The organism is Cupriavidus sp. CuC1, assembly GCF_044627735.1.
GTDB classification, from domain to species: Bacteria; Pseudomonadota; Gammaproteobacteria; order Burkholderiales; family Burkholderiaceae; genus Cupriavidus; species Cupriavidus ulmosensis.
In genome coordinates this window covers 1-22,989 of the sequence record NZ_JBIUHC010000158.1, presented here as the reverse complement: position 1 = coordinate 22,989, position 22,989 = coordinate 1, and the positions used below count along the sequence as shown (strand labels likewise).

General features: G+C 64.9%; 19 protein-coding genes and 1 pseudogene. 9 read left to right on the top strand and 11 right to left on the bottom strand.

The annotated features are described in order from the left end of the window. Positions 1-68: 68 nt before the first annotated feature. The gene (locus tag ACGLHR_RS41620) at positions 69-251 is read left to right on the top strand and encodes a PIN domain-containing protein (RefSeq protein WP_400101638.1); all 183 of its coding nucleotides are present in this window, start codon (positions 69-71) and stop codon (positions 249-251) included. A 7-nt stretch (positions 252-258) separates the two neighbouring features. Here the strand turns inward: ACGLHR_RS41620 and ACGLHR_RS41615 are convergent, their stop codons facing one another. The 3 genes from ACGLHR_RS41615 to ACGLHR_RS41605 all read right to left on the bottom strand — a co-directional run bounded on the left by ACGLHR_RS41615 (position 259) and on the right by ACGLHR_RS41605 (position 3,557). Continuing rightward, positions 259-1,161 carry an IclR family transcriptional regulator gene (locus ACGLHR_RS41615; protein WP_318238259.1) on the bottom strand — a complete coding sequence of 301 codons (903 nt, stop codon included), beginning with the start codon at positions 1,159-1,161 and terminating at the stop codon, positions 259-261. Positions 1,162-1,239: 78 nt separating this feature from the next. Next, complete coding sequence (locus ACGLHR_RS41610) at positions 1,240-2,205, bottom strand: Bug family tripartite tricarboxylate transporter substrate binding protein (protein WP_400101635.1); 966 nt, start codon at positions 2,203-2,205, stop codon at positions 1,240-1,242. Between the two features lie 188 nt (positions 2,206-2,393). Continuing rightward, positions 2,394-3,557, bottom strand: coding sequence for a mandelate racemase/muconate lactonizing enzyme family protein (locus ACGLHR_RS41605; protein WP_318238257.1), 1,164 nt, complete (start codon positions 3,555-3,557; stop codon positions 2,394-2,396). A gap of 175 nt (positions 3,558-3,732) precedes the next feature. Between ACGLHR_RS41605 and ACGLHR_RS41600 the strand changes: the two genes are divergently transcribed. Next, the gene (locus tag ACGLHR_RS41600) at positions 3,733-4,797 is read left to right on the top strand and encodes a LacI family DNA-binding transcriptional regulator (protein WP_400101634.1); all 1,065 of its coding nucleotides are present in this window, start codon (positions 3,733-3,735) and stop codon (positions 4,795-4,797) included. Position 4,798: 1 nt separating this feature from the next. On the opposite strand, the gene ACGLHR_RS41595 is transcribed toward ACGLHR_RS41600, so the two are convergent. From ACGLHR_RS41595 to ACGLHR_RS41575, 5 genes are all read right to left on the bottom strand, one after another. Next, positions 4,799-5,650: an EamA family transporter gene (locus ACGLHR_RS41595; protein WP_400101632.1), complete on the bottom strand. Its 852-nt coding sequence runs from the start codon at positions 5,648-5,650 to the stop codon at positions 4,799-4,801. A gap of 458 nt (positions 5,651-6,108) precedes the next feature. Then, complete coding sequence (locus ACGLHR_RS41590; RefSeq protein ID WP_400101630.1) at positions 6,109-7,242, bottom strand: 2-aminoethylphosphonate--pyruvate transaminase; 1,134 nt, start codon at positions 7,240-7,242, stop codon at positions 6,109-6,111. 106 nt (positions 7,243-7,348) lie between these two features. Continuing rightward, positions 7,349-9,079: a putative 2-aminoethylphosphonate ABC transporter permease subunit gene (locus tag ACGLHR_RS41585; protein ID WP_400101628.1), complete on the bottom strand. Its 1,731-nt coding sequence runs from the start codon at positions 9,077-9,079 to the stop codon at positions 7,349-7,351. Continuing rightward, a complete protein-coding gene (locus tag ACGLHR_RS41580) occupies positions 9,076-10,182 on the bottom strand; it encodes a putative 2-aminoethylphosphonate ABC transporter ATP-binding protein (protein ID WP_318237501.1) in 1,107 nt (368 codons plus the stop codon). The genes ACGLHR_RS41585 and ACGLHR_RS41580 overlap by 4 nt, the downstream gene beginning before the upstream one ends. A gap of 107 nt (positions 10,183-10,289) precedes the next feature. Continuing rightward, positions 10,290-11,321: a putative 2-aminoethylphosphonate ABC transporter substrate-binding protein gene (locus ACGLHR_RS41575; RefSeq protein WP_400101626.1), complete on the bottom strand. Its 1,032-nt coding sequence runs from the start codon at positions 11,319-11,321 to the stop codon at positions 10,290-10,292. A 269-nt stretch (positions 11,322-11,590) separates the two neighbouring features. Here ACGLHR_RS41575 and ACGLHR_RS41570 point away from each other — a divergent pair, with 269 nt between their 5' ends. From ACGLHR_RS41570 to ACGLHR_RS41555, 4 genes are all read left to right on the top strand, one after another. Continuing rightward, a complete protein-coding gene (locus ACGLHR_RS41570; protein WP_400101624.1) occupies positions 11,591-12,313 on the top strand; it encodes a phosphonate utilization associated transcriptional regulator in 723 nt (240 codons plus the stop codon). 31 nt (positions 12,314-12,344) lie between these two features. Then, positions 12,345-13,622, top strand: coding sequence for a phosphonoacetate hydrolase (phnA, locus tag ACGLHR_RS41565; RefSeq protein ID WP_400101622.1), 1,278 nt, complete (start codon positions 12,345-12,347; stop codon positions 13,620-13,622). A 66-nt stretch (positions 13,623-13,688) separates the two neighbouring features. Continuing rightward, a complete protein-coding gene (phnY, locus tag ACGLHR_RS41560) occupies positions 13,689-15,152 on the top strand; it encodes a phosphonoacetaldehyde dehydrogenase (protein WP_400101620.1) in 1,464 nt (487 codons plus the stop codon). Positions 15,153-15,462: 310 nt separating this feature from the next. Beyond that, a complete protein-coding gene (locus ACGLHR_RS41555) occupies positions 15,463-16,218 on the top strand; it encodes a DeoR/GlpR family DNA-binding transcription regulator (protein WP_318237507.1) in 756 nt (251 codons plus the stop codon). A 17-nt stretch (positions 16,219-16,235) separates the two neighbouring features. On the opposite strand, the gene ACGLHR_RS41550 is transcribed toward ACGLHR_RS41555, so the two are convergent. After that, a complete protein-coding gene (locus ACGLHR_RS41550) occupies positions 16,236-16,886 on the bottom strand; it encodes a HugZ family protein (RefSeq protein WP_400101618.1) in 651 nt (216 codons plus the stop codon). A 388-nt stretch (positions 16,887-17,274) separates the two neighbouring features. On the opposite strand from ACGLHR_RS41550, the gene gdhA reads away from it, so the two are divergent. The 3 genes and pseudogenes from gdhA to ACGLHR_RS41535 all read left to right on the top strand — a co-directional run. Next, complete coding sequence (gene gdhA / locus ACGLHR_RS41545) at positions 17,275-18,618, top strand: NADP-specific glutamate dehydrogenase (protein WP_400101617.1); 1,344 nt, start codon at positions 17,275-17,277, stop codon at positions 18,616-18,618. A gap of 357 nt (positions 18,619-18,975) precedes the next feature. Then, positions 18,976-19,725, top strand: a complete 750-nt coding sequence (locus tag ACGLHR_RS41540) for an SDR family NAD(P)-dependent oxidoreductase (protein WP_400101615.1) — start codon at positions 18,976-18,978, stop codon at positions 19,723-19,725. Between the two features lie 42 nt (positions 19,726-19,767). Beyond that, positions 19,768-19,986 (top strand): annotated as a pseudogene (locus ACGLHR_RS41535) (SDR family oxidoreductase); the annotation flags it as partial. 308 nt (positions 19,987-20,294) lie between these two features. Here ACGLHR_RS41535 and ACGLHR_RS41530 read toward each other — a convergent pair. Together ACGLHR_RS41530 and ACGLHR_RS41525 are read right to left on the bottom strand one after the other, a co-directional pair. After that, positions 20,295-21,185, bottom strand: a complete 891-nt coding sequence (locus ACGLHR_RS41530) for an AraC family transcriptional regulator N-terminal domain-containing protein (protein WP_400101613.1) — start codon at positions 21,183-21,185, stop codon at positions 20,295-20,297. Between the two features lie 248 nt (positions 21,186-21,433). Beyond that, positions 21,434-22,909: an efflux transporter outer membrane subunit gene (locus ACGLHR_RS41525; protein ID WP_400101639.1), complete on the bottom strand. Its 1,476-nt coding sequence runs from the start codon at positions 22,907-22,909 to the stop codon at positions 21,434-21,436. Positions 22,910-22,989 lie beyond the last annotated feature (80 nt).

Below are 22,989 nucleotides of genomic sequence, written 5' to 3'. Positions count from 1 at the left end.
CAGTTGGGCGGCGCAAGCCGCGTCAACGAAGTGCGGATAAATCCAATGCTCAACTTTGAGCAGATTTTATGGAACAGTTGAACCGAGAGGTGGTGGTGGTGGCCGCAGCGATCCGTGTACGGCATGGATTGCGCACCCCAGATGCCTTGCAAGCGGCAACCTGTCTGCAGTTGGGGGCGCAGCATGTGCTCTTGACGGGAGATGCTGCATTCCGGCGTGTTCACGGTTTGAATGCCATCGTGCTGTCTTGATCCCCTATTAAAACGTCCCCGCCAACTCCCTCGCTGTCTCCTGCAACCTCGGCACAAACTCCAACGACCGCGACAGCGGCGATCGCGCCGTCGGCGCATGCACCGCCAGCGCCGCCACCACCTGCCCGCGCTCGTCGCGCACGGGCACGGCCACGCAGGAAATCCCCGCGACAAATTCCTCGTTGTCCACGCCCAGTTGCTTGTGCGCGCTGCGGTCCAGCTCGGCTTCGAGCAGTTCCACATTGGTGACCGTGTTGGGGGTAAAGCGCTCCAGCGGCAACTGCCGCACCAGCGCGCTGCGCTGCTCGCGCGGCAGCAGTGACAACAACAGCTTGCCGCTGGCCGAACAATGCAGCGGCACGCGCGAGCCCGGCTTCAGGTCCAGCCGCAGCGGCCACGGCGCCTCCATGCGGTCCAGGTACAGCACAGAGGTCTCGTGCAGCATGGTCAGGTTGACCGTCTCGCCGATGTCCGCCACCAGCCGCGCCAGAATGGCGTGGCGCAACTGCCGGGTACCCGAATGCGTGACGATGGCCACGCCAAGGCGCGACAGGCGCGGCCCCACGGCATAGGCATTGCGCGCGCCCGGCTCGCGGATCACCAGGCCGCCGGCTTCGAGCGCGCCGAGCATGCGGTGCAGCGAGGCCTTGGGCGCTTCGAAGCCCTGCATGATTTCCGCCAGCGACAAGGGCCGGTCGGCGGCGACCAGGAATTCAAGCAGGGCGAAGGCGCGTAGCGTGGGGGTATCGCGGTCCGCCGCTGCATCGGCCGCGACGCTCGGAACCGGCGCCGTGGCGGCCGGTTCTTCCAGCCGCAAGGGGGCCGTCGCCGCGCGCGGTGCCTTGGCGGGCTTTCCCTTGGGTGCCTCGGAAGGCGCTTTTCTTTGTGTTGCTACTGTGGCCGATTTCAATTCGGACTCCGTTCCGGAAAACGAGACAATTTGATTGTACTTCCGGAACGGCATTCGTAACTAGCGGCGTATCAAGGCTTAATCCAGTTTTGCCCCGCTCGCCTTCAGCAGCTTGCTCCAGCGCTGCGCCTCGGCAGTAATCTTCTTGCCGAAGTCCTCCGGGCCCAGCTCCGCCGGGAGGGCGCCCGCGGATTCAAGGTTTTTCAGCATCGCGGCATTCTTCAGCATCTCTCGCACCTTCGCATACAGGCTCCTTTGTACTTCCACGGGCGTGCCGCGCGGCGCGGTGAGGCCAAACCAGTTGCTAACCTTGAAGCCCGGTACGCCCGACTCGGCGGCGGAAGGCACCGATGGCATCATCGGAATCCGCTTGTCGCTGGCCACGGCGATGGCGCGCAACTTACCTGACTCGATGAAGCCGGCCACGGTCGGTGCCGCGGTAATCAGGATGTCGATCTGGCCTCCGAGCAAGTCGTTCAACGCCGGCCCGGAACCCTTATAGGGAACGTGGCTGATATCGATCTTTGCAACGGACTTGAGCAGTTCGCCGGCGACATGAGGGCCGCTGCCCGGACCGCCGGATCCGAACGTAACCTTGCCGGGATTTTGCCTGGCGTACTCGATCAGCTCCTTCAGGTTATGCGCGGGCACCTTCGGATTCACCACGAGCACGTAGGGTGCTTCGGCGAATTGCGCGATCGGCATAAAGTCACGGAGTGGGTCGAAGGTCAGCTTGGAGAAGAGGGCGGGAACGACTGTGGTCGTCATCTCGGTAGCCAGCAGCGTATAGCCATTCGGCTCAGCCTTCGCCACGTAAGCCATGGCGATCGTGCCGCTTGCACCGGGCTTGTTTTCGACGAGGAATGGCTGCCGATACGCTTCACCCATATAGCGCGCTATGGCCCGCGTGACATAGTCGGTGGAACCACCCGGCGCATAGGGCACGGCGATCGTTACTGTCTTGGTCGGATAGGTTTCCGCGGCCTGGGCGGCCACTGCGCAGACTGCGCTGAACAGCAGGCCGAGGACGGATAGGGTTTTCATGTTTGTCTCCTGGGGCTTCGCGAACCGATGCCGCTTTGGTGAAAGGGAAGTCACTACGGCGACGACTTCCGTGCCCATGCTGATTTTTTTTGGCGCATCAGTCTTGCCGATTCCATGCGGCGTGTTCCGCTTGTCACGGCACGGAGGGGCGGGCGCGAACGTACCCGCCCCCCTGGCCTTCGGCTGGCTTATTGATCGACGACGAAGCCATCGAGATGCGGGCGCATCGAGATCGGCCTGGACAGCGGCGGGCGGATTTTCTGCGCATCCGGCACCAGGTTCATGCCGAGTCCCGGACCGGTGGGAATGTCGACGAAGCCGTTCAGCGGCAGCGGGACCTGGTCCACGATATTGGTGCCCAGGTGCTCCGGCCGCGACTCGAAGATGCCGGCCTCGAAACCCGTGGCGTATTCCTGGATTGCAAAGTTGGGGATGGCGGCATCCAGCTGCAGGCAGGCGGCGAGCCCGATCGGCGAGAGCGGGTTGTGTGGCACCACTTGCACATGATGGGCCTCCGCCATGGCCGCCACCTTGCGCGCGCCGGTGATGCCGCCGCAGACGCACGGGTCCACTCGGGCGTATTCCACGCTATTGCGGCTCAGCAGCGCCTGGAATTCGTAGATGGAGGTGAAGCGCTCGCCGGTTGCGATGGGAATATGGATTTTCCCGGCGACGCGCGTCATGCCATCCGGGCCTTCGGGCCGGATCGGATCTTCGATAAACATCGGATGCGTGTCTTCGATGCCGCGGGCGAACACTACGGCTTCCGCCGGCGTCAGGCGGCGATGCAGTTCGATCAGCAAGTCCACGCGGTCGCCGACGACTTCCCGCATGCGGTGCACGTTGTCGATGGCATCGCGCATCTTCTTGATATGCGTCTTGAAGTAGACCTGGTCATTGCCTTCATCGAGGAAGGGGTTGAGGTGGCCAAAGGCCGTGAAACCCGCCTCCATCTTCGCTTTGCATTCCACCAGGATCTTCTCGATGCTGCTCTCGTAGATATGCCCGTAAATGCGTGCCTTGGTGCGCACCGGGCCGCCCAGCAACTGGTAGATCGGCACATTCAGCGCCTTGCCCTTGATGTCCCACAGGGCGATATCGATCGCGGAGATGGCCGAGTTGATGGCGATGCCCTGGAAGTAGCCGAACCGATGCATCACGTTCCAGTGGTGCTCGATGTCGAACGGGTCTTTCCCCTCCAGGTATTGCGCAAAGCGCCGGATAGCCGCGGCCGAGGCCTCCAGCTGGCCCCAGGCACCCGACTCGCCAACGCCAACGATGCCCTCATCCGTGCTGACGCGGGCAAACATGAACTGCCCGACGTGCAGGGCCTCGACTTTGGTGATCCTCATTCTGATCCTTTCGATTGCTGATCCGGCACTTCGACGAAGGCGGACTTGTAGTTCCAGCGGCCGGATAGCGCCTGGCCAGTAACTCGATTCATGTTTGGAAACGTTTCCGGAAACGTTTCCAAAGAATAGATGGCATACTTCAGGGCGTCAAGAGCAGATTTGAAATTCGCCCCGAATGAGCAACAAGCCTTCTTCTTCCGAAACCAGGCGCGCCGGCATCAAGGAGGTCGCCGAACGCGCGGGTGTCGGCATCGCCTCCGTGTCGCGGGTGCTTTCCGGCCAGCCGGGATCCAGCCCGCAGTTGACCGAGCGGGTGATGCAGGCGGCGCGCGAACTCGGCTATATGCCGAACCTGATGGCGCAAAACCTGCGCCGGCGGACCACGAAGTCAATCGGATTCGTCGGGTCCGACATTACCAATCCCTTGCTGGCCTCGATCGTCGGGGGTGCGGAAAGCGTGCTGAGCGCGGCCGGTTATTCCGTCCTTCTGACCAATTCCGGTGGGGCGCCGGACGTGGACGCGCAGCGCATTGAAGTGCTGCTGCAGCGGCAGGTCGACGGATTGATCGTGCTGCCCGCGCTGGAGGACAACGCCGCGACGATTGCGGCACTTGCCAGCGCCACCGCGCCGGTAGTGGTCATCGACCGCGCCATGGCGGGCGATCTCGATGTGCACTATGTGCTCTCCGATCATTACCTTGGCATGGGCGAGGCGACGCGGCATTTGCTGCGGCAAGGGCACCGGCGCATCGGCTTGGCGGTCGGCCACGATGTGCGTCCGTCTCGGGAGCGGATCCGGGCGGTGGAAGATGCCTTTCGCGCGCTGGGGCTGGCGCCGGATGTGATGGTCGACTCCGGCAGCCTGTCGCCCGAGCATGGGGAGAGTGCGATGGAAGGCTTTCTGGCCGACGCGAGGCCGCCCACCGCGGTGATTCTCGGTGGTAATCAGTTGCTCGAAGGGGCCTTGCGTGCCGTACGCCAGCGCGGCTTGCGCTTGGGCGAGCAACTGTCGCTAGTGTGTTGCGATGATGTTGCGCTATCCCGGATGTACGATCCGCCGATCGCGTCCGTGCTGCGCGACCCAGCGCTGCTGGGCCAGCGTGCCGCCGAGGTGTTGCTCGAGCAGATCAAAGACCCGCACCGGACCACGCCGGTCTTGCTGCCTACCAGCTTCGAGCTTCGCGCAAGCTGCGGGCCAGTTGCAGCGCCAAAGACAAAGCCATCGCGCCGCGCCGGCTAAGCTAGCGCGCCAGTTGCAGCGTCACAATCCCCGCCACGACCAGCACCGTCGCCACCAGGCGCCGCTTGTCAAACGGCTCGCGCAACAAAAAGTGCCCAAGCAGCGCGGCAAAGATCACGCTCGATTCGCGCAGCGCGGCCAGCTTGGTTACGGGCGCCAGCGTCATGGCCCAGAGCATCAGCGCATAGGAGCCGACGCGATTGATGCCGCCGATCGACGCACGCTTCCATTCCTGGCGGAACAGGGTAAGCAGGGTGCTGCCGCGCCGGGTGAAGGCATAGCTGGGCATGAAGATATGCGACAGCAGTTGCAGCCAGGCGATGTATGAAAACACTTCACCATAGCGTTTGACGGCCGTGCCGTCGATCACCGTGCCGCCGGCCAGGCAGGCGCCCGCCATCAGGGCGAATGCCATCAGGTCGGGCGACTGGCTGCGCCAGCGCACCAGGCTGACCAGGCCGAGGCAGATCATGGCAATGCCAGCGTAGCCGCCGAACCCGAGCTGCTCGGCGCCGGTCAGCAGCAGGATCACGGCGACCATCAGCGGGGCCGAGCCGCGCATCAGGGGATAGGCCTGGCTGAAGTCGCCGCGGTTGTAGGCGGCCACCAGCGATAGCTTGTAGCCGACTTCCAGCGTGACGGTGGCCAGCAGGAAGGGCCAGACCTGGGGCGCTGGCAGCGGCACCAGGGACACCATCGGCAAGGCCACGAGGAAGCAGAAGCTGTCGATCAGTGCCATCGACGACAGGCGGTCGCCGCCGATCTTGACGATGGCGTTCCATGATGCGTGCATCATGGCGGAGAGCATGACGGCTAGGAAGGCTGTGGCGTGGAAGTTGGTGGGGAGGGGCATTGGTGGGGGTGTTGGGGGGCTAAGAGCAACTGCAACTGCAACTGCAACTTCAAAGGATTAAAGTCAAAGGCAGTTTCACCACCCCTGCGGGGCGGCGACCTACTTTTTTGTCTTGCCAAAAAAGTAGGCAAAAAAGGCGCGCCGGATGGGGCGACACCCCCTCGGGATTTCACGAAAAGAGCGGCCGGGACCCAAACTCGCATCGCCTTAAGGCGATACTCAAACATGGGTCCCTCTTTTCCGCTCTTTTCGTGAAATCCCGAGGCGCCCCATACGGCCTTGGCACACCTTCACGGCTCGCTTCGCATCGCGCGTGGGTGTTTCCCGCCCCTTCGGGCGGGAAACACGGCTACCACAGTTGATTGATCTTGCCGCTGGTTGGCTCCCCTCTCCCGCCTGCGGGAGAGGGGCCGGGGGAGAGGGTGGGCGCTCGCCGGGGCGGCGGCTCCGCAAATGCCTCAAGCCGCCCGCGCCAGCGGTGCCTGCATCTTGATCCCCATTTCCGCCAGCGTTTCGCCGATTGCGCTCACCACATTGCGCATTTCATTGGCGTCGATCGCGCCAATACAGCCCACGCGGAAGGTTTCCACCTGCGTCAGCTTGCCGGGGTAGAGGATGTAGCCGCGCTCGCGCACCTTGGCGTAGAAGGTCTTGAAGTCATAGCGCGCGTCGTCCGGTGCGTGGAAGGTGACGATGATGGGTGCCTGTACCTCGGGCGAGAGGAAGGGGCGAAAGCCCAGGTCGGCCATGCCGCCCACCAGCGTCTGGTAGTTGGCGCGATAGCGCGCGCCGCGTACCGGCTGGCTGCCTTCTTCCAGGAACTGGTCGAGCGCGGCGCGGAAGGCGGCGACCACATGCGTGGGCGGGGTGAAGCGCCACTGCGTGGTCTTCTGCATATAGGTGTACTGGTCGTACAGGTCCAGCGCCAGCGAGTGGCTGTTGCCCTGGCTGGCTTCCAGCACGCTTTTCTTTACCAGCACGAAGCCCATGCCCGGCACGCCTTCGATGCACTTGCCCGTGGCGGCCACCAGCGCGTCGAACGGCATGGTGCGCGCGTCGATCTCCAGAGCGCCGAAGGAGCTCATGGCATCGACGATCAGGCCCTTGCCCAGGCGCGCGCACAGCGCGGCGATCTCGGGCAGCGGGTTGAGCACGCCGGCGCCGGTTTCGCAGTGCACCTGCGCCACGTGCGTGATCGACGGATCGCGCAGCAGCGCGGCTTCGATCAGCGCGGCGGTGGCGGGCTGGTCTTCGGGGATCTGCAGCTCCACGCTGGCGCGCCCCAGCACCTTGCAGATCTTGAGGATACGCTGGCAGTAGGCGCCGTTCTGCGGCACCAGCACCTTGCCGTCGCGGGGCACCACGTTGGCGATGGCGGCTTCCACCGAGAAGGTGCCGCTGCCCTGCATGGGCACGCAGACGTGCGTATCCTGCCCGCGCACGATGGCGATCAGGTCGTCGCACAGGCTGCGCGTGATGGCGTTGAAGCTGGTGTCCCACGATCCCCAGTCGCGCAGCATGGCTTGCTTGGTGGCGAGCGAGGTGGTGAGGGGGCCGGGGGTCAGCAGGATGGGGTCGTTGCCGCGGATCATGGAGTGCTCCTGGATTGGGATCAGGGGAGTGGTTGGCTTCGGCCGGGATCTCCGGCCGGATGCCGGTTAGTCGATTGGTCGATGGGTTGTCTAGTTGTTTAGTCGTTTAGTCGTTGCGCCCGGATTGCCGCCAGGCCTGGGTCTTGGCGTCCAGCACGCGCTGCAGCAGGTAGTACAGCAGGCAGGCGAAGGCGGAGGTCAGCACCACCAGCGTCGCCATGGCGGCGGCCGGGCCGATATCGCCGCTCTCGTCCAGGTTGACGATTTCCACCGAGGCCAGCTTGGTATCCGCGCCGTACAGGAAGACCACGGCCGAGACGGTGGTCATCGCGTTGATGAACAGGTAACGGGAGATTTCCAGGATGGCGGGCAGGCACGCCGGCACGGTGACCTTCAGGAAGGTGGTGTAGAAGGGCACCTTGAGCGAGGCCGATACCGCTTCGAACTCGCTGTCGAGCTGCTTGAGCGCGGTCACCGCGGTCAGGTGGCAGGACGCGTAATAGTGCACGATGGTCACCAGCACGAGGATTCCCAACGTCTGGTAGATGACGTTGAGCGGGTTGGCGGCGGGCACGAAGAAGAAGATGTAGCCCAGCCCGAGCACCAGCCCCGGCACGCCCATCGGCAGCACGGCCATCAGCCGCACGAAGCCGCGCAGCCAGTCCAGCCCGCGCGTCTTCTCCAGCAGGTATGCCGTGCTGAAGATAAAGATGGGCCCCAGCAGCGCGCAGGCGATCGCCAGGCGCAGGCTGTTGAAGTACGAATCCACCACGCCGCCTTCAATCAGGCCCACGCGGTAGTGGTCCAGCGACAGCGAGAAGTTGTACGGCCACAGCTTGACGAACGACGCGTAGATCGCCATGCCCATCACCGCCGCCATCAGCGCCGCCATGATCCAGCAGAAGGCCGCCATCGAGATATCGAAGCGGCGGCTGCGGCGCGGCACGTACGGCACCGAGCGCGCGGACATCAGCGCCATCTGGCGACGCTGCACGCGCGCATCGATGTAGTAGGTGACGGCCACCGGCACCAGCAGCATCAGCGACACCACCGCGCCCTGCGAGAAGTCCTGCATGCCGATCACCAGCTTGTAGATGTCGGTGGCCAGCATATGGAAGTTGCCGCCGATCACCTTGGGAATGCCGAAGTCCGAGATGGCGTAGGTGAACACCACCATGGCCGCGCTGACCAGCCCGTAGCGCGCGCCCGGCACCGTGATGGTGAAGAACTTGCGCAGCGTGGAGGTGCCGAGGGCGTCGGCGGCCTCGTACAGCCGCGCGTCGGTGAGCGACAGCGCGGTGATCAGGATCATCAGTGCGTGCGGAAAGGTGGCGAACACCATCGACGCCACAATGCCCAGCGGGCCGTAGATCTGCGTCTCGCCCATATACGGCTTGAACAGGCCCTGGTTGCCGAACCAGAAGATAAAGGAGATCGCCGCGAGCAACGAGGGTGCCAGCAGCGGGATCGTCGCCAGGTTGCGCAGCATGCCCTTGCAGGCAATGCGGCTGCGCGTGAGCGCGTAGGCAAAGGTGAAGGCCAGCGGCACAGTCAGTGCGGTGGCCAGCGCCGAGACCCACAGGCTGTTCCATACCGAGCGCAGCAGCGCGGGAGATTCCAGGTAGGCACGGAAGTGCGCGAGGCCGGCGAGGCTGCCGTCGCGGTTCTGCACGCTCTTGGCCAGGATCATCACGATGGGCGCCAGCACGAAGCACAGCAGGGCCAGCGCGGCCACGCCCAGCAGGGCGAGCGCCAGGCGGTCGGTCCAGTGCGCGCGCACGCGGCTGGCGGCGGGGGTGGCTTCGGCCACCGGGGTGGTGGATAGGCTCAGGCTCATGCTTGGCGGAAGATGCGGATGCGGTCGGCGGGAATGGCCAGGCGCAGCAGGTCGCCGGCGCTGGGGCGCAAGTCGTGCAGGTCGTTCAGCGAGAGATCCGCGTAGAGCGTTTCGCAGCGGCTGCTTTCGCCCGCAGCCGGCAGCTTGAGCGTGAGCCGGGAGAACGCGCCCAGGAACTCGATCTTGTCCACGGTGGCGTCCAGCACATTGCCGCCGTGCTGCTCGATGCCGCGCACGCAGACATCTTCCGGGCGGAAGAACACCTGCACCGATTCCTCGGCGCAGCATCCCGGCGGCGTGGCGCAGCGCATGCGCGTGCCGCCCAAGTGCAGCTCGCCGTCGCCGCTCACGCGCGCCGCCAGCATATTGGTGCGGCCAACAAAGTCCGCCGCGAAGGGGGTGGAGGGGCGCTGGTAGATTTGCGCCGGGGTGCCGATCTGCTCGATCGCGCCCTGGTTCATCACTACGATGCGGTCGGCCATGGACAGCGCCTCTTCCTGGTCATGCGTGACCAGGATGGTGGTGATGTTCAGCCGCTGCTGCAGCGCGCGGATCTCGCCGCGCAGCCGCCCGCGCACGCGCGCGTCCAGCGCGGACAGCGGCTCGTCCAGCAACAGCAGGCCGGGCGAGGTTGCCAGCGCGCGGGCAATGGCCACGCGCTGCTGTTGCCCGCCGGAGAGCTGCGCGGGATACTGCCCGCCGCGCTCGGGCAGGCCGACCATGGTCAGCAGCTCCGCCACGCGCTCCTGGCGCTGCGCTCGCGGCATGCGGCGGTTGACCAGGCCATAGGCCACGTTGTCCGCGACCGTCAGGTTGGGGAACAGCGCATAGGACTGGAACACGATGCCGTAGTCGCGCTCCATCGGCGGCAGCGTGGAGATGTCGCGCCCGGCCTGCACGATGGTGCCGGCGCTTTGCGATTCCAGCCCGGCGATGATGCGCAGCAAGGTGGTCTTGCCGCAGCCCGATGGCCCGAGGAAACACAGCAGCTCGCCCTGGCGCACCTCCAGGTCGATATGTTGCAGGGCGGTAAAGCCGCCGAAGCGCTTCTGGATGCCTTGCAGGCTGAGATAGCTATCGTGCCTGGCGGTAGTGGTTTGCATGGCGTGTCGCCTCTTGTGGGGGTGAGGACTGGCTTGGTGGCCGCTGCGCGCGGGCATGGCGTCAGGCCCCGCGCGCGCTCGGCGCTACTTTGCTGGCTCTGCTGGCATTATTGTTTTTCCGACTTGCCGCTATAGCGCTTCTGCCATTCGTTGAGCACCCGCTCGCGGTTCTTGGCGATATAGCTGAAGTCGTTCTTGACCAGCATCTTTTCGTAGTTCACGGGGATGCTGTCCACCTTCTTGGCCACGCCGGGGTAGGCCACGATGGCCCAGTCACGGGCGAAGAGTTCGTTGGCGTCCTTGCTGGCCAGCCAGTCCAGGTAGCGCTGCGCGGCTTCCAGCTTCTTGGTGCCCTTGACGATGCCGGCGGCCTCGATGTCATAGCCCAGCCCTTCGGTCGGGAAGATCATGTCGATGGGCGCGCCCGAAGCCTTGGTCTTGTGCGCGCGCAGCTCGAACGAGATGCCGATGGGGAATTCACCGGCGCCGGCCTGCTTGCACGGCTTGGAGCCGGAGTGCATGTACTGGGCAATGTTCTCGTGCAGCGCGTCCATGTACTTCCAGCCATCCGTCTCGCCGAATAGTTGCAGCCACGCGGTCACGTCAAGAAAACCGGTGCCCGAGGACGCCGGGTTGGGCATCACGATCATGCCCTTGTAGATGGGCTTGGCCAGGTCGCGCCAGGTTTCGGGCTTGGGCAGGTTGCGTTTCTTGGCTTCCACGGTGTTGAAGCAGATGGTGGCGCCCCATACGTCCAGCCCAACCCAGTTCGGCGGCGTGGCCTTGTCGCTGTAGTCGCGCGTGAGGCGGTCGAAGCCCTTGGGCGAGTAAGGGGTCAACATGTTTTCCTGCTTGAGCAGCTCCAGGCTGGACGCCGCCAGCCCGGCGATCACGTCGGCCTGCGGATTGGCTTTTTCCGCGAGCGCCTTGGCGGTGATCACGCCGGTGGAGTCCCGCACGTACTTCAGTTCGATATCCGGCGCCACCTTGGCGAAGCCTTCGGCGTATGGCTTCAACGTCTCGATTTCCCATGCCGTGTAGACGGTGAGGGTGGTCTTTTGCGCCAGCGCGGCACTAGCCGAGCAGAGGGCTAGTGCACCGGCGGCCAGGTGCGGAACGAACTTGAACGTCGCTTTCATATGGGGCTCCTTGTGGCATTGTAGGTGGTATTGTGTGTCGATTTGGTGAATTTGTTGCAGTACTTTGCGGCATGTTGCACCACCATCGCATCGCCACATATCACCGATAAACCCTTGTTCTACAACACTTTCGCGACATGTGCCCCGATCTTTCAGGGCTGGTGGGTGGCGTTTGAGGCCACTAGCCGATGCCTGCTTTGTTGACAATATACAAACTGCTTGCTTTAATGACAACCAGGATTTTCGATGTACCCGAATCAGGAGTCTTCATGTCACGGCCAGCCGCTCAGTCGAGCGATATCGCGATCCTGCAGAGCCAGTCGCTGACCACCCTGGTGCAGCGCGAGCTTGAAATGCGCATCGTGTCCGGCGGCCTGCTGCCAGGCGCCAGGCTCAATGAAATCGAACTCGCGGGCGAGTTCAATGTGTCGCGCGGCCCGCTGCGCGAAGCCTTCCGGGCGCTGGAGCAGGCCGGCCTGCTGCGCACCGAGAAAAACCGCGGCGTGTTCGTGCGCGCCATCTCCCTGGAAGAGGCCGACGAGATCTATGCGCTGCGTGCCGTGCTGGATGAGTACGTCGGCCGGCTGCTCGCCGCCAACATCACGGCGGAGGGCGTGCGCGAGCTGCGCGCGCTGATCGAGGCCATGGGCGCGGCCAGCACCGCGCGCGACCTCGACGAATACACCCGCCTCAACCTCACCCTGCATGACCGCATGGTGGAGCTCGCCGGCAACCGCAAGCTGGTGGAAACCTACCGGCGCCTGGTCAAGGAGCTCACCTTGTTCCGGCGCGAGGCGCTTTCCGCCGACAGCAACGCCATCCCCACCTCTACCCGCGAGCACCGCGAGATCGTGTCGGCCATTGCCGCGCGCGATGTCGAGCTGGCGGGCAGGCTGATGCGCGAGCACGTGGAACGCGGCCGCGCCCGCATGCATGCCGCTGTAGCCGCCGCAGCCGACCTTGAAGGCGGCGCCGAAACCGATAAGCCCTGAAGCCTTTCCTTTCCCGCACAGGAACCCCGACATGTCGAACCCGGATCTTTCCAGCGTCGCCGCCCCGAGCATCACTGTCAATCAGCGCACCTACCAATGGATGAAACAGCCCGTGGTGGTGGTCTGCGTGGACGGATGTGAATTCGATTACCTGGAAGCCGCCGCCGCCAGCGGCCGCGCGCCGTACCTGAAGCGCCTGCTGGCCGAGGGCGCGAGCTTTCGCGGGGCGTGCGTGGTGCCCACCTTCACCAACCCCAACAACCTGTCCATCGTGTGCGGCGCGCCGCCGGCGGTGCACGGCATCTGCGGCAACTACTTCTTCGATCGCAGCGCCAACGGCGGCCGCGGCGAGGAAGTGATGATGAACGACCCCAAGTACCTGCGCGCCGGCACCATCCTGGCCGCCTTTGCCGATGCCGGCGCCAGCGTGGCGGTGGTGACCGCCAAGGACAAGCTGCGCCGCCTGCTCGGCCACGGCATGCGCGGCATCTGCTTCTCCTCGGAGAAGGCCGACCAGGCCACGCTGGAGGACAACGGCATCGACAACGTGCTGGACCTCGTCGGCATGCCGGTGCCGAGCGTGTACAGCGCCGAGCTGTCCGAGTTTGTCTTTGCCGCCGGCGTGCGGCTGATGGAATCCCGCCGGCCGGACCTGATGTACTTGTCCACCACCGACTACATCCAGCACAAGTTCGCCCCGGGCTCGGACGGCGCCAACGCCTTCTACGCCATGATGGACAAGTACCTGGCGCAGCTCGACGCGCTCGGCTGCGTGGTGGCGCTGACCGCCGACCACGGCATGAACGCCAAGCACGACGACGCCACCAAGGCGCCCAACGTGATCTACCTGCAGGACCAGTTCGACAGCTGGCTCGGCCGGGGCGTGGAAGCCGGCGGCGCACGCGTGATCCTGCCGATCACCGATCCCTACGTGGTGCACCACGGCGCGCTGGGCTCCTACGCCACCGTCTACCTGCCGGAAGATGTCGACCGCGCCGCGCTCAAGGCCAAGCTGGCGGCGCTGCCGGGCATCGAAAGCGTGCTCGACAACGCCGAAGCCTGCGCGCGCTTCGAGCTGCCGCCGGACCGCGTGGGCGATCTGGTGATCGTCAGCGACAAGCACGTGGTGCTGGGCACCAGCCAGAGCCGCCACGACCTGTCCGGGCTGGACGCGCCGCTGCGCTCCCACGGCGGCGTCTCCGAGCAGACCGTGCCGCTGGTGTTCAACCGCGCCACGGCGGGCATTCCCGGCAAGGCGCAGCTGCGCAACTTCGACATCTTCGACGTTGCGCTTAATCACCTGCACTGAGCGCCGACCGTACGCGTATCCGCACCCGATTCGTATCCGTCCCGAACTCTTGACGCGAGAACCGACATGAACGCCCCTAAGTTTTCCACCGGCCAGGTCAGCCCGCACTTCCGCGCCGAAGCGCTGCGCATCGATGGCAAGAAGGTCATGCGCGAGCGCGTGATCGAAGTGTGCAACCCATACGACGGCGCGCTGGTCGGCACCGTGCCGATGGCCAGCGTGGAAGACGTGCGGCAAGCGTTTGCCGTGGCGCGCGCCTACCGTTCCACGCTGACCCGCTTCGAGCGCGCCGCCATCCTCAACCGTGCCGCCGCGCTGCTGCGCGGGCGCGTGGAGGAGGCGTCCGACCTGATCACGCTGGAGTCCGGGCTGTGCAAGAAGGATTCCCTGTACGAGATCGGCCGCGTGGCGGACGTGCTCGGCTTTGCCGCCAACGAAACCCTGCGCGACGACGGCCAGCTGTTCTCCTGCGACCTGACCCCGCACGGCAAGAAGCGCCGCGTGATGACCCAGCGCTCGCCGTTCCTCGGCGTGATCTGCGCCATCACGCCGTTCAACCACCCGATGAACCAGGTCGCGCACAAGGTGGCGCCGTCCATCGCCACCAACAACCGCATGGTGCTCAAGCCCTCGGAAAAGGTGCCGCTGTCCGCCTACTACCTGGCCGACATCCTCTATGAGGCCGGCCTGCCGCCGCAGATGCTGCAGGTGGTCACGGGCGACCCGCGCGAGATCGCCGACGAGCTGATCACCCATCCTTCCGTGGATCTGGTCACCTTCACCGGTGGCGTCGGCATCGGCAAGTACATCGCCAACAAGGCCGGCTACAAGCGCGTGGTGCTGGAGCTGGGCGGCAACGACCCGCTGATCGTGATGGACGACGCCGACCTGGAGCGCGCCACCGACCTGGCGGTGCAGGGCTCGTACAAGAACTCCGGGCAACGGTGCACGGCAATCAAGCGCATGCTGGTGCACCAGGCCGTGGCCGACCGGTTTACCGAGCTGGTGGTGGAAAAGACCCGGGCATGGAACTACGGCGACCCCATGGATCGCACCGTGGACATGGGCACCGTGATCGACGCCGAAGCCGCCGCGCTGTTCGAGTCCCGCGTGAAAGAGGCCGTTGCGCAGGGCGCCCGCCTGGTGCTCGGCAATCACCGCGACGGCGCCCGCTACTCGCCCACCGTGATCGACCGCGTGGATCCGGCCATGACCGTGGTGCGGGAAGAAACCTTCGGCCCGGTCTCGCCCATCATCACCTTCCGCGATATCGACGAGGCCATCCGCATCTCCAACGGCACCGCCTTCGGCTTGTCCTCCGGCGTGTGCACCAACCGCATGGATGACTTCGCCCGCTTTGCGGACGAGCTGCAGGTGGGCACCGTCAACCTGTGGGAAGTGCCCGGCTATCGCATCGAGCTGACGCCGTTTGGCGGCATCAAGGATTCGGGGCTTGGCTACAAGGAAGGGGTGCAGGAGGCGATCAAGAGCTTTACCAACCTGAAATCGATCACGATGCCTTGGGGGTGAGAGGGCGCCTTCCCCAGTTTGCTGACCAAGTCAAAACTGCGTTGTCGCGCTCCCCTCTCCCGCGTGCGGGAGAGGGGCTGGGGGAGAGGGCGGGAGTACCTACGAAGTGGCTACCCCTGATATCTGCGAGCGCCCGCCTTCTCCCTCGACCTCTCCCCCTACAAGTGGAAGAGGGGCGCAAACCGGCTGAATCGCAGCGTTTGTCTAGCAAGCTGAATAGAAGGATCCAGCCCGGCAGTGCGCCTAGTGTCCAGTGGAAGCCGCAGGGGTTAGAATCCCTCCTTGTTTTTCCCTATGCAGCGGAGTCCACGTGCTGGCTGAACAGCGGCAAAAATTCATCCTCGACCAGCTCGCCGCCAGCGGCGCGCTGGCCATCAGCGAACTGGTGAGCGAGCTGGATGTCTCGCGCGAGACCATCCGGCGCGACCTCAACGCGCTGGCGGCGCGCGGCCTGCTGATCCTCACGCACGGCGGCGCGCTCACGCCCGAGCGGGCCGAGCCTGACGCCCAGACCCGCGCCGCGGTCAACGCCGAAGGCAAGCGCGCCATCGGCATGCGCGCGGCGGAGCTGGTGCCGGATGGCGCCTCGCTGATCCTCGACTACGGCACCACCACCCACACCGTGGCGCAGGCGCTGCATGGCCATCACAACCTGCTGGTCTATACCAACGACTTCGCCATTGCCCTGTTGCTGGGGCGGCGCAACGGCAATCGGGTGGTGATGCTCGGTGGCGAGCTGCAGGACAACGAGGACGCCACCCACGGCTGGGACACCATCGAGCAACTGTCGCGCTACCACGCGGACTTTGCCTTTATCGGCACCGGCGGCATTACCGCCGACGGCCAGATGAGCGATTTCTCGCGCGCGGCCGCCGAGCTGCGCAGCCGCATGCTGCAAGCGGCGAGCGTGGCCTGCGTGGTGGCCGACCACACCAAGTTTGGCCGCAATGCCGGCGTGCTGGTCAAGCATTTCGAGAAGGCGGCCTATGTGATTTCCGATATGGCGCCCGAGCCCGAGCTGGCCGCTGCGCTGAAGGAGCGCGGACCGGTGTTGCGGATCGCCTGAGGGCGGCAAAGGCTGGTTCAGTCAAGGCTAGCCGTAAGAGCCAGGGCCGTCTTTTCCACGGCGTCCAGCGATATGGGCCCATGGGGAAAGCACATGCGGCTGCGCCGTCCGGCGATTTCATAGTCAATGCCATAGCCGTCGACGCCAAGCACGCGAACGCCGCCCGGGGCGGCGAGGCACACCGCTTGCACGATCCCGGCCTCAATGCCTGGCGGCACCTGCGGCAAGGCATCCCATGCCGCCTGCCCAATCCAGCCCATGCGCCCGACACCGCCGATAAACCGGATGGCGGTCGGGCGGATGCGGAAGAACTGGAAATCCAGCGCCAGCAATGGCTCGGCAGCCGGCTCATAGCGCAGGTAACGCGCGAGCTCGTCGGCATTTGGCTCGAAGCGGGCCGCATCGCCCACCAGCGTCAGCCGCCGGGCGTTCTGCACGTCCGCAGCGCCAGGCTGCAGGACGGACAGGCTCACTCTCGCATCGGCAAGCAGGTTCCGCGTGTGCTCGGCCAACGCGCTGACGCAGATCACGGGCGCGCTGGCCGGGTCCGTCACGAACGGCACCACGGTGGCGTAGGGGTAGCCGGGCAGGGCGCAAGCGTGCGTGGCCAGGGTGCCGTAGGCCGCTTCGTGGAGCAGGCTGACAACTTGATCGATCGGGATTTCCACTTTCGTTGCACCCTTGTCCCAGCGCTATCCGACCATTGTACGGCTTGCGCAGGCCTGCCTTCGAGGCCGCCAGCCGCCGGCGCATGGCCGCTGATCGCACGAAAATACAAGCAGGCAGCCTTTATATGTCTGCCAATCAAAGGTGTTGTGACTGCCTTGCAGCGCACTCCCGATGCTAAGCTTCGCCCTTAGCAATACATCCAATCCCAATCTTGAATGTATTGACATGACCCGGTGGCCGTTTCCGCGTGGACGCCGGGCTCGCCGCAGTTGCGCCGCCCCGGACGATCCGGGCAGCGCCGTGGCATCCCGCGGCACGCCTGCCGGACACGTATCCGCGGCGGCCGTCTTCTGCCAAGCACCAGCACATCGAAACAAAGAGACACTTGTGACATCTGCCTCCCTTGAAACATTCCTGGCCGGCGTTGCCCGGCGCGACCCCGACCAGCCCGAATTCCTCCAGGCCGTGAAGGAAGTCATGATGACGCTCTGGCCCTTCGTCGAGCAGCATCCGCGCTACGGCGAACGGGCCTTGCTGGAGCGGCTGGTGGAACCCGAGCGCGTGATCCAGTTCCGCGTGGCATGGACAGACGACCGCGGCCAGGTGCAGGTCAACCGGGGCTTCCGCGTGCAGCACAGCTCCGCCATCGGCCCCTACAAGGGCGGCATGCGCCTGCATCCCACGGTCAATCTCTCGGTATTGAAGTTCCTGGGCTTCGAGCAGACGCTTAAGAATGCGCTGACCACGCTGCCCATGGGCGGCGGCAAGGGCGGCTCGGACTTCGACCCCAAGGGCAAGTCAGATGGCGAAGTCATGCGCTTTTGCCAGGCACTGATGACCGAGCTTTACCGCCACCTCGGCCCGGACACCGACGTGCCCGCCGGCGATATCGGCGTGGGCGCGCGGGAAGTCGGCTTCATGGCCGGCATGATGAAAAAGCTGTCCAACAGCTCCGCCAGCGTCTTCACCGGCAAGGGCATGGCCTTCGGCGGCAGCCTGATGCGGCCCGAAGCCACCGGCTACGGCACGGTGTATTTCGCGCAGGAGATGCTGCACCGCCGCGGCCGCGGCTTCAGTGGCTTGCGCGTGTTGCTGTCCGGCTCGGGCAACGTGGCCCAGTACGCCGCCGAGAAAGCGATCGAGCTCGGCGCCAAGGTACTCACGGTCTCCGACTCCGGTGGCGTGCTGCATTACCCCAAGGGCATGAACAGCGAGCAACTGGCGGCCTTGATGGCATTCAAGAACGAGGCGCGCGGCCGCCTGGCGGATTTCGCTGCCGAGCAAGACCTGCACTTCGAAGCCGGCCGCACGCCCTGGCACGTGCCGGCGGACGTGGCGCTGCCCTGCGCCACGCAAAACGAGCTGGACGGCAATGACGCCGAACGCTTGCTGGCCAACGGCGTGTTCTGCGTGGCCGAAGGCGCCAACATGCCCTCCACGCTGGACGCCGTGGACCGCTTCCTGGCCGCGCGCATCCTTTACGCGCCGGGCAAGGCCAGCAACGCCGGCGGTGTCGCCACCTCGGGGCTGGAAATGTCGCAGAACGCCATGCGCATGTCCTGGCACCATGCCGAGGTCGACGAGAAGCTGCACGCGATCATGAAAGACATCCACGGCAACTGCATCCACTACGGGCAGAAGGCCGACGGGTTTATCAACTACGTGGAAGGCGCCAACGTGGCCGGGTTTGTGAAGGTCGCGGACGCGATGCTGGCGCAGGGCGTGGTTTGATACCGGGCTCGGGCACGCTGGCCGGCGCTTTGGTTTTCTAACCGGGCTGTCGGGTGGCGTAGCGATATAGGTGGAGCGCGGGGTGGCGGCGATGCCATCCTGCTCTTTTTTTGGTTCTTCAACGATCGCGGCGACAACCTCGTCGCCTGCAGGCACCGGCAGCGCGAAGTAACCGAGCAGGCGCTTTTTCGCAGGTACGCAAAGCGGCCTCGAACCGGTGCTCGTAACCGAGAAACAGCCATTCCATTACGGAATAACAGCTATTCTCCCCGCAGCGCTACCTCTGCGCGTCCACCGGTTGTTCAATTCGGCAGACGGAGCAATCAGCTCCAACATGTTCAACTTGAGGAGCAGACAATGTCGAGATTGAAAAACAAGGTGGCGGTTGTGACCGGCGGTACCAGCGGCATTGGCCTCGCGACTGCGCAACGGTTTGTTGCCGAAGGTGCCTTTGTCTATATTTTTGCGCGCCGCAAAGAAGAACTTGAAAAGACCGCAGCCATGCTCGGTGCGAACGCCGTGACGGTGAGCGGAGACGTGCGCAACCTCGGCGATCTGGACCAACTATATGGAAAGATCGCGGCGGACGGCAGGAAGCTGGATATCGTTGTCGCAAACGTTGGGGCTGTCAACAGCGTGAAGCTCGGCGACGTCACGATCGACAGCTTCAACCACAACTTCGAGGTCAATGCGCGGGGCGTGCTGTTCACCGTGCAAAAGGCGCTCCCGCTGCTGAATAACGGTGCGTCGATCATCCTGACGAGCACGATCGCGTCACTGCGCGGTTTCCCGGGCCGAAGCGCCTATGCAGCGTCTAAGACTGCGTTGCGGTCGTACGCGCGTACGTGGACGATGGAGTTGAAGGACCGGGGGATCCGGGTCAACACCATCACGCCGGGTCCGTGCGACACGCCGCTGATCGACGCTGAGACGAAATCGCCGGAGGAGGCTGCGGCAGTGCGCGCGAAGCACGCTGCCAATATCCCGCTGGGCCGGATGGCGCGGCCGGAAGAGATCGCGGCCGCGATGCTGTTCCTGGCGTCCGACGACAGCAGCTTCGTCGCCGGCAGCGAGCTGCTGGTCGATGGCGGCATGTGCTCCGTCTGAGCCCATCCAGACGATCACCTCGAGTTCGACCGCCGCGTCCGGGTTAATGCGATCTGCCCGGGCCCGATCGACACGCCGATCTTCGACCAGCAGGCGCCGACCAAGGAGGGGGCTGACCAGGCACGCGCCCGGTTCGCCGCAGCGGTCCTGTTCGGGCGACTCGGCCGCCCTGTGGAGATCGCATCCGCCGCCTTGTTCCTTGCGTCTGACAAAGCAAATTTCATCGCAGGCGTAGACTTCCAGGTCGATGGGGCGGCATGAGCGCGATTTGAGATTGGCGGCTGCCGCCCTCGGCAATCACTTTTGCTCAGGGCGGTGGCAGGCGGCAAACAGCAGCAGCGTACGGTGAAGTCCGGCTCCGCAGACGACGTGGCGCAGGGGACAATCGTGCTCGCCGCATTTGCGGCTTTCGCTGTGCCGGCGGGCGTGGCGGTCTGCAGGCGAGCAATGTCCTCCTCAACGGCCTGCTTGGTTCGCAGCGGGCGGCAACCCCTGGCGCCGTTAAGCACCGTCAGCCCCTACTGAGCTCCCCGTAAGTGTTGAATCGACGACGGTACCGCGTCTCCCGTTTATGCCTTGTTGCTGCCTGTCACGTGCCCCTGTGGCGACACTCCATATAGCCGGCTGTATTCAAGACTAAACTGCGAGCGGCTCTGATAACCCACGGCGTAGCCGGCGCTACCGATGTTCCGATGCTCGATCTGGATTAGCCGACGTGCCTCCTGTAGTCGGAGCTGCTTTTGGTACTGCATCGGTGTAAGGCGGGTGATTGCCTTGAAATGGTGATGCAATGAAGACTCGCTCATCCCGACCAGCTCGGCGAGTTCCGCGATGCGCAACTGTTGCACGTAGTGCTTGCCCAGCCATGCGATCGCCTTGGCTACCCCATTGGCCGGACTGTCAGCTTCGGCCACTTGCAACAGGCAGCCACCATATGGACCGGATAAGAGACGGTAGATGATCTCCTGCTCGATAAGGGGCGCCATCGGCCGGATGTCGCCAGGCGTATCAAGGAGGCGTAATAGTCGAAGAGTCGCATCCAGCAGGTCGAGGCCGGCGCGGGCGACGATGACACTACAAGCTCTCTGCGTTGCAGTCGGGTGTGGCGGGATGTCTACCCTCGCAAGAACGTCATGTAGACGCACTGAGGAAATCGCCATGCCAAGTCCAAGGTTCGGCGTTTCCGCGCTAGCTTCTATCACCCGTGATGCCACGGGAACATCGAACGAGACAAACAAATAGTCACCGCTACCGAACTGTTGGGTCTTCCCACCGAGTTCGATATTTCTTCTACCCTGTACCGCCATTCCGAAGATCGGGGATTGCGTGGTATGGATCGACGGTGTGAGGGAGGTGTGCCGCCATAACGTCAAGCTGTCGATAGCCGTGGCGTTGGCACCCTCGCCCTTTGCATGCCGCGCGACCAGCAGGGCTACTTCCTTGCAGATATGGATACTCATGGCGGGCAACGAAACCGATCCTGGAGCTGTACCAGTCCTTCCATGCTAGTTGCAGAGGGAGGTCCTGACGAACGAAAAGTACATTGGCAACAACGTCTACAACCGCGTCTCATTCAAGTTTAAGAAAATTCGGGTCGCGAACACTCCCGAACGTCGCCATCAGGATGGCAAGCAATCCCAACATGCTGATCTTCCTGCGGAGTAGACCTGACACGACGCATCCTCGAGGTGCGGCTTGCGCGCTGCGATCAGCGCATCGTCTCGGCGACCGGCGTGCCCACGTCCTCGGTCGCGGACAGCTTTGCCGCTTCCGGCAGTTTCTGGGGCCAGCCGCCGGCCAGCGCCTGATACAGCGCGACCGCGGCCGTGGCGCTGCGCGTGCGGCTGTCGGCTGCGGCATCCTGGGCGGAGAGCATTTGGCGTTCGGCGTCGAGAGTTTCGTACAGGCCTATCATCCCGGCCTGGTAGCGCACGCGGGCCAGCCGCGCCGCCTCCGCGCTGTCGCGGGCGGCGCGCTCGAGTTGCGCGTCCTCGCTGCGTGTGCGCGCGTCACGGATCAGCGCGTTCTCGGTGTCCTCCAGCGCGAGGAGCACGGTCTGCTGGTACTGCGCGAGCAGGCCGGCCGCATCGGCGCGGCTCGCGGCGATGCGCGCGCGCACGCGGCCGATGTCGAGAAAGGACCAGTCGATGCCGAGGAAGGCCGAATTCATGCCGGTACCGCCGTGAAACAGCGCGCCGGGTGTGAACGCCTGCGTGCCGATCAGCCCGCTTAAGGAAAACTTCGGGAACAAGTCGGCCGTGGCGACCCCGACCTGCGCGGTCGCCGAGTGCAATCGTTCTTCCGCCGCGGCGATGTCGGGACGGCGACGGATCAGGTCGGCCGGCGTGCCGGGATCGATGTCCGCGGGCAGGGCCGGCAGCGGCTTGGGCGCATCGAGTTCGGCGATCAGCGCCTCGGGCGGGCGGCCGGTCAGCACGGCGAGGCGATGCTCGGCCACCGCCACCTGTGCCTCGAGCGCGGGCGCGCGCGAGGAGGTCGTCTCGAACTGGGATCGCGCGAGCGCAAGCTCGTAGTCGGTGTTGCTGCCGGCTTTGTATCGTGCTTCGACGAGGTTCAATGTTTCGCGCTGGTTGTTGGCGTTCTCGCGCGCCACGCGCAAGCGCTCCTGCAGGCCGCGCAGTTGCACGTAGGTGCTCGCGGTCTCGCCTGCGATCGACACCTGCAAGGCGGCGAGATCGGCGCGGCTGGCCGCGGTGTCGGCGCGCGCCGACTCCACTTCGCGACGCACGCGGCCCCACAGATCGAGCTCCCAGCTCGCGTTGGCCTCTACCTCGTAGCTGCGGAACGAGCGCGGCGTACCGGGAACGACCTGCAACCCGCTCAGCTTCTGATGCCCGCCCTGCGCGCTGGCGGTAATGGTCGGCACGTAGCTGAACTTGGCCTCGCGCAACAGCGCGGCGGCGCGATCGTAGTGCGCCAGCGCACTGCGCAGATCGTGGTTCGCGGCCAGCGCCTGTTCGACGAGTTGAGTCAACTGCGGATCGCCGAACGCCTGCCAGAACTGCATGTCGGCGGGGACCGGCGCAGCGATGCCGGCGGCGCTCGACGCGGACACGGCTTCCTTGCGCGCGAACCGCGCGGGCGCAGGCAGGTCGGAGCGATGGTAATCGGGGCCGACCGCGCAGCCGGCCAGGGTCAGGCTGGCGGCGATCAGCAGGGACAGAGTTAAGGCTACGCTGAAGAAGCCGCCGTTTTCGTCGACGGCCTGCTGCTGAATTTCGGAATGAGAGATCAGCGACGCGA